Genomic DNA, 5,343 nt, shown 5'->3' with positions numbered 1-5,343 from the left:
CCTCCTACCGCGGCCCCATCCTGCGCCAGCGCTGCGTCATTCCTGTGCAGGGCTGGCATGAATGGCCCGATCGCACCACTCCCTACTTCATCCATCGCTCGGATGATGCGCCCGTCTTGCTGGCTGGCATCTGGGATGTGTGGGAAAGCCGCAGCCCGGAGGATTTCGAAAGCGGAGGCGTCATCACCTCCATGAGCGTGGTCACCACGCCGCCAGGACGTTACATGGCCAAGTTCCACGACCGCAGCCCCCTCATTTTGGAAGGCGAATCCGCCCTTGCGTGGATGCAGCCCGGCATGCAGTCCGATGACATGCGCGCCTTCTTCCGCCCCTATGAAAGCGGGCTGCTGGAGGCTTATAGAGTCTCCACCGCCGCCAATCTAGCCCGCAACAAAAGCGAAGAAGCCCTGCGCCCAATAGCGCCGCCCGTGCCGCAAGCCGGAGACGAACCAGTCAAAGTGGAAATGGGTCCCGGTCCACAAATGCTGCTCTTCAAGCCTTGAGCGGGCTAAATCTCTCGCTTAGTTTACGAAGCTCTTACAAGCGCATATCCTATAATGGATGTTATAGTAAATCTTGAGAATGACGCAAAATAGCGACGCATCATTGATCTTGGCGCGTTTAATTTTTTGACGAACCTATGAAGTACGACACATTTAAAATCATGAAACTCCTCATAGCCATGGTGGCCTTTGCTCTAGTCGGGCATGGCATGGCTGCGGAATCCACTGGTACTGTTTCGGTGGCAGTGGGCAAGGTGACACTCATCCCCATGGGTGGCAATGCGGAGACTCCGCTGAAAGTGGGTGATGCGGTGCCGGTGGGCTCCACGGTGAAAACCGGACCTGCTTCACGCGCGGTGATCAAGACCACCAAGCAATCGGCCATTCGCATCGCGGAAAATTCTCAGGCGGTCTTCATGGAACTCGTGGATTCCGACACAGCGCCGAAGGTGCTGGTGGATCTCAAGTCGGGCAGCCTCGGCGCGCTCATTCAGCCGCAGGCGCAATCAACCATGGACTTCAAAGTGAAGACCCCCAGCGGCATCGCTGCTGCTCGCGGCACGATGTTTGCGGTGGCCGTGGAAGATGGCAAAGGCTTCGTCAAAGTGGAGCATGGCAAGGTGGACGTAACCCCGAACGATGTGAAGAAACAGGTGCCGCAGAGCGGCAAAGTGACGATCGTGAAAGGCAAGGTGACCGAGACTCCTCCAGGTCAGGCCGAGCACGCACTGAAGGAAGGTGACATCGTGACCGTGGGCAGCACGCTCAAAACCGGTGCGGATTCAAACGCCACGGTGACCATGACCACCACTTCCGCGATTCGCCTCGGCCCGGATTCCGAGGCAGTGGTGGCTGAGATCGTCGAGTCCAAGGACGCGCCGAAGGTTCTGCTGGACCTGAAGAACGGCACCATTGGTGCGCTGGTGAAGCCCGAGACCTCCGGCAAAATGGATTTCAAGATCAAGACACCTAGCGGTGTCGCTGTGGCAAAGGGTGCCTTCTACTCGGTCTCTGTCGAGAACGGCAAAGGCTACGTGCAGACGAAGGACGGCGAAGTCGTCATCGTCCCGCTGGAAACCGCCGCCACTAATCCCAAGCCTCAGCAATAAAACGGAATGGCTTTGGTGTGTCCATCTTTGAGGACTGTCCGCGCCCTCGTTTGGGGGGCTGCGTTATGGATTTTCCTGCACGGATCAGTGGTTCAAATTTCTGCGAATCCCACCGGTGGCGTGGTGGTGCTGGGAGATGCACAAATCCAAAACACCTTCCCCGGACTGACGACCATCCATCAGCAGACGGACCGCGCCGTCATTGACTGGAGCACCTTCAACATCGCCAGCGGCGAGCATACGAACTTCATCGTGCCGGATGTCAATTCGGCCACGCTCAATCGCGTGTTGGACGGCGGCCCTTCTCTCCTGAACGGCACACTCACCTCCAATGGTCAGCTGTTTCTCATCAATGCCAGCGGTATCATCTTTGGCCAAGGCTCGGTAGTCGATGTCGCGGGCCTCACAGCTTCCACGCTGGATCTGAGCAATCGCATGTTCATGGCCGGTGGAGAGATGGTCTATCAAGGAAACACCACCGCAGGCGTCACCAATGCAGGCTCCATCCGCGCCTCCAGCGGCGATGTGTTTCTCATCGGTTTTCAGGTCAACAACTCCGGTGCCATCCGCGCGCCGAACGGCACGGTGGGACTGGCCGCAGGCACGGATGTGCTCATCATGCCCGCAGGCGACGAGCGCGTGATCGTGCGCAATGCCGCAGGACCTCAGCGCGGCACGGGCGTGACCAACAGCGGCCTCATCGAGGCGAATGTCGCAGAACTCAAAGCCCACGGCGGCAACGTGTATGCACTGGCCATTCGCAACACCGGGCGCATCGCCGCGACCGCCGCCACGCGGCAGGGCGGCCGCATCATCCTCAGCGCCAATGGCGGTCACATCGAGAGCACCGGCAAACTGGTGGCGCGTGGGCACTCAGGAAACGGCGGGCAGATCAGAATCAACGCTGGCAACAAAGGCAGCACCACCCTCGGCGGACGTGTGGATGCCAATGGCACCACGGGGCGCGGTGGCAGCATCGCGGTGACGGGCGGAGAGGTCACCATACGGCGCGCCATTGTCGTTTCTGCCGATGGCGAAACCGCAGGCGGACAGATCGAAATCAATGCCCGCCCGCAGGATAGCCCAGGCACTGATGCAGCGCCGACCGTCACCATCATCGACGGCACCATTCGTGCCGACGCAGCCAGCGGTAACGGCGGCGTCATCCGACTGGGCGGCAGTTCACTCACTCTCGGCGGCGCGGCCCTCATCAGCGCCAGCGGAGCCACGGGTGGCGGCAGCATTTTCGCAGGCGGCGGAGCACAGGGCTTGGACGCCAGCATGGCGAATTCGACTCATGTGGAAATTCAGCAGGGAGCGATCCTTGCGGCCAATGCCATTCACAGCGGCAGCGGCGGCACGGTGGTCGCCTTTGCCAATGACCAGCTAGCCTTCAGCGGCACCCTGCAGGCACGCGGTGGCGTGACCAGCGGTGATGGCGGGCAGGCTGAGCTTTCCGGCAAGCAGGCGCTGATCATTGAATCACTGACGGGCCGCATTGATCTCAGCGCGCCGCAAGGAAGCGCAGGCACTCTGCTGCTCGACCCTAACGACATCCTCATCACCAACTGCGTGGCAGGAAATACCATCACCAATCCCGCGCAGGCGAACACGCTCAACGCCTCCGACATTTCCACGTGGCTCGACACCAACTGCGGCAACCTCATCATTCAGACCGACCGCAACGCCACCGGCGGCGCTGGGAACATCACACTCGCGGGGCTCATTCAGTGGAGTTCCGCCACCACGCTGACCATCCATGCGGATCGTGATTTCATCATGACCACACAGGGCGGTGGCACGGGCATGATTCAGTCCAGCGGCAGCGGCTCGGTCGTCATCAATGCCGGACGCAGCGTACCGATTTTGGCAGGGTCGCAAATTCTCACGCACTCGGGCAACGTCACCCTCAATGCCAATCAGGGCACCACTTCGTTTGAGGGCGACTTCCAGGCCATCATCATTGGCGGGCAGATCCTTTCAGACTGTGGCAACATCACGCTCGCAGGCAGGACAGGCACCAGCAGCAACGCTCAAACAGCGGCCATCCTGCTGGACAATGGCGGCGCAGTAAGCGCAGGCGGCTTTGGCGTGGTCACCCTGCAAACAACGGGCGGCAGCGTGCTCGGCCATGGCTCCATCACCTCCTGGGGCCTCAAGCTCGCAGGCAACAACGACTTCTTCCTCACCAGCGCAGACAACGCCGTTCAGACTGTGACGACCATCGGTACCATTGGCTCCATCCAGATCCTGAACACGCTGGGTCTCACCATTGGCACCATCGGTGCGGACAGCGGGCTCAGCGCCTTCGGCGGCATCAGCATCATCACCACCAACACGGACCACATCCGCATCAATACGGACCTCTCCTCACAAGGCGGTGTGATCACTCTGACTGGATACGGCATCGAAGTGAATGGCTGCCACGTTTCCAACACCGGCACCGGCTCCATCTACCTCACGGCCACGCGTGAAATCAACGCCAACTCCGGAGCCACCATCTCCGTGGTGGATGGACGCATGCAGCTGGATGCAAACCAATTCCCCACTGCCACGGGTGGCAACTTCGCTGGCATCATCCTGAACAACGTCACGCTTACCACATCTGGCATGGGTGCCATCGCTTTGAACGGCCGCAGCGGAGACACGGGTGACGGCAATGTCGGCATCCTCATGATTAATGGGTCCACCATTCGCTCCACCTCCACTTTGCCCACGGCAGGCGGCATCACGCTCCTCGGCGTGGCAGGTGGTGGCGGTGGCAGCGGCAACCATGGTGTTTCACTTCAGGATGCAGGCACCGCCATCACCAGCGCAGGTGCCACCATAGCGGTTACCGGCAGCGGCACTCCAACCGGCTATGAAAATACCGGCGTGGACCTTGGCTCAAGCACCGCCATTACCAACAGTAGCGCGACCATTATCACCACCGACACCGTCAGCATTTCGGGTGCCGCTATGATTGGTGGCATCGGCACTCTGGCCATCCGCTCAGTCTCCGCAGGCACCACCATCGGACTGGGCGACGGCGCAGCAGGCACGCTGCTGATCAATTCCGCAGGCATCGGTGCACTCTCCTCCAGTTTGAGCCACATCAGCATTGGTGCTGCCACTTCGGGAGATGTCGAAATCCGCGCTTCGACATGGCGCGCACCTTTGACGATCCTGACCCTCGGCGAGATCACCGTGAGCGAGCAGATCATCGACCTCGGCGGTGCCGTGACCTTGAATGGATCAAACACCCTTCTTTGCGCAGGCATCACCACTGCGGGCGGAGAGATCATCATCAGCAGTCCGGTCACCCTCGCTGCCAATGCCACGCTGGACACCACTCGCAGCGGTGCCGTGCCGAACGGCGCATCCATCACCGTAAGTGGTGCCATCAGCAACGGCGGCAGCACAGGCCATGACCTGACGCTGAATGCCGGTCTCGCGGGCGATGTCACATTGCAGAGCATCATCGGGCAGTCGGCGGCACTGCATTCCGTGAATCTCACCGGCGGCAGGCTTATAGGTGCACCGCATATCTTTGCGCAAACCTTCTCCGCCACCTTCAACGGCGTGATCGATCTCTCACATCTGACGACTGACTCCCTGTCAGTCACCGGGCGCGCAGGCAATGACACCGTCACTTTTGCCTCTGCCACAGGCCCGGTCAGCGTCAGCACCACCAGCTTCACTAGCATTGAAAACCTCATCGGCTCCGCCAGTCATGCGGACACCCTCGTCGG

Annotated in this window: 3 protein-coding genes; all 3 read left to right on the top strand. The window is 60.5% G+C overall.

Translation table 11 applies throughout. The features are described 5' to 3' along the window. Window positions 1–503 (top strand): SOS response-associated peptidase (locus tag ACIREA_RS25935; protein WP_397385224.1); only part of this gene is annotated, 503 nt, incomplete at its 5' end. Between the two features lie 161 nt (window positions 504–664). Beyond that, window positions 665–1,612 carry a FecR domain-containing protein gene (locus tag ACIREA_RS25930; RefSeq protein WP_397385223.1) on the top strand — a complete coding sequence of 316 codons (948 nt, stop codon included), beginning with the start codon at window positions 665–667 and terminating at the stop codon, window positions 1,610–1,612. 87 nt (window positions 1,613–1,699) lie between these two features. Then, on the top strand, window positions 1,700–5,343 hold a 3,644-nt coding region (locus ACIREA_RS25925; RefSeq protein WP_397385222.1), incomplete at its 3' end, for a filamentous hemagglutinin N-terminal domain-containing protein.

Source organism: Prosthecobacter sp. (assembly GCF_044373815.1).
GTDB lineage: Bacteria > Verrucomicrobiota > Verrucomicrobiia > Verrucomicrobiales > Verrucomicrobiaceae > Prosthecobacter.
Note: the sequence above shows the minus strand (reverse complement) of the source record. Positions and strands in the feature narration are given on the sequence as shown.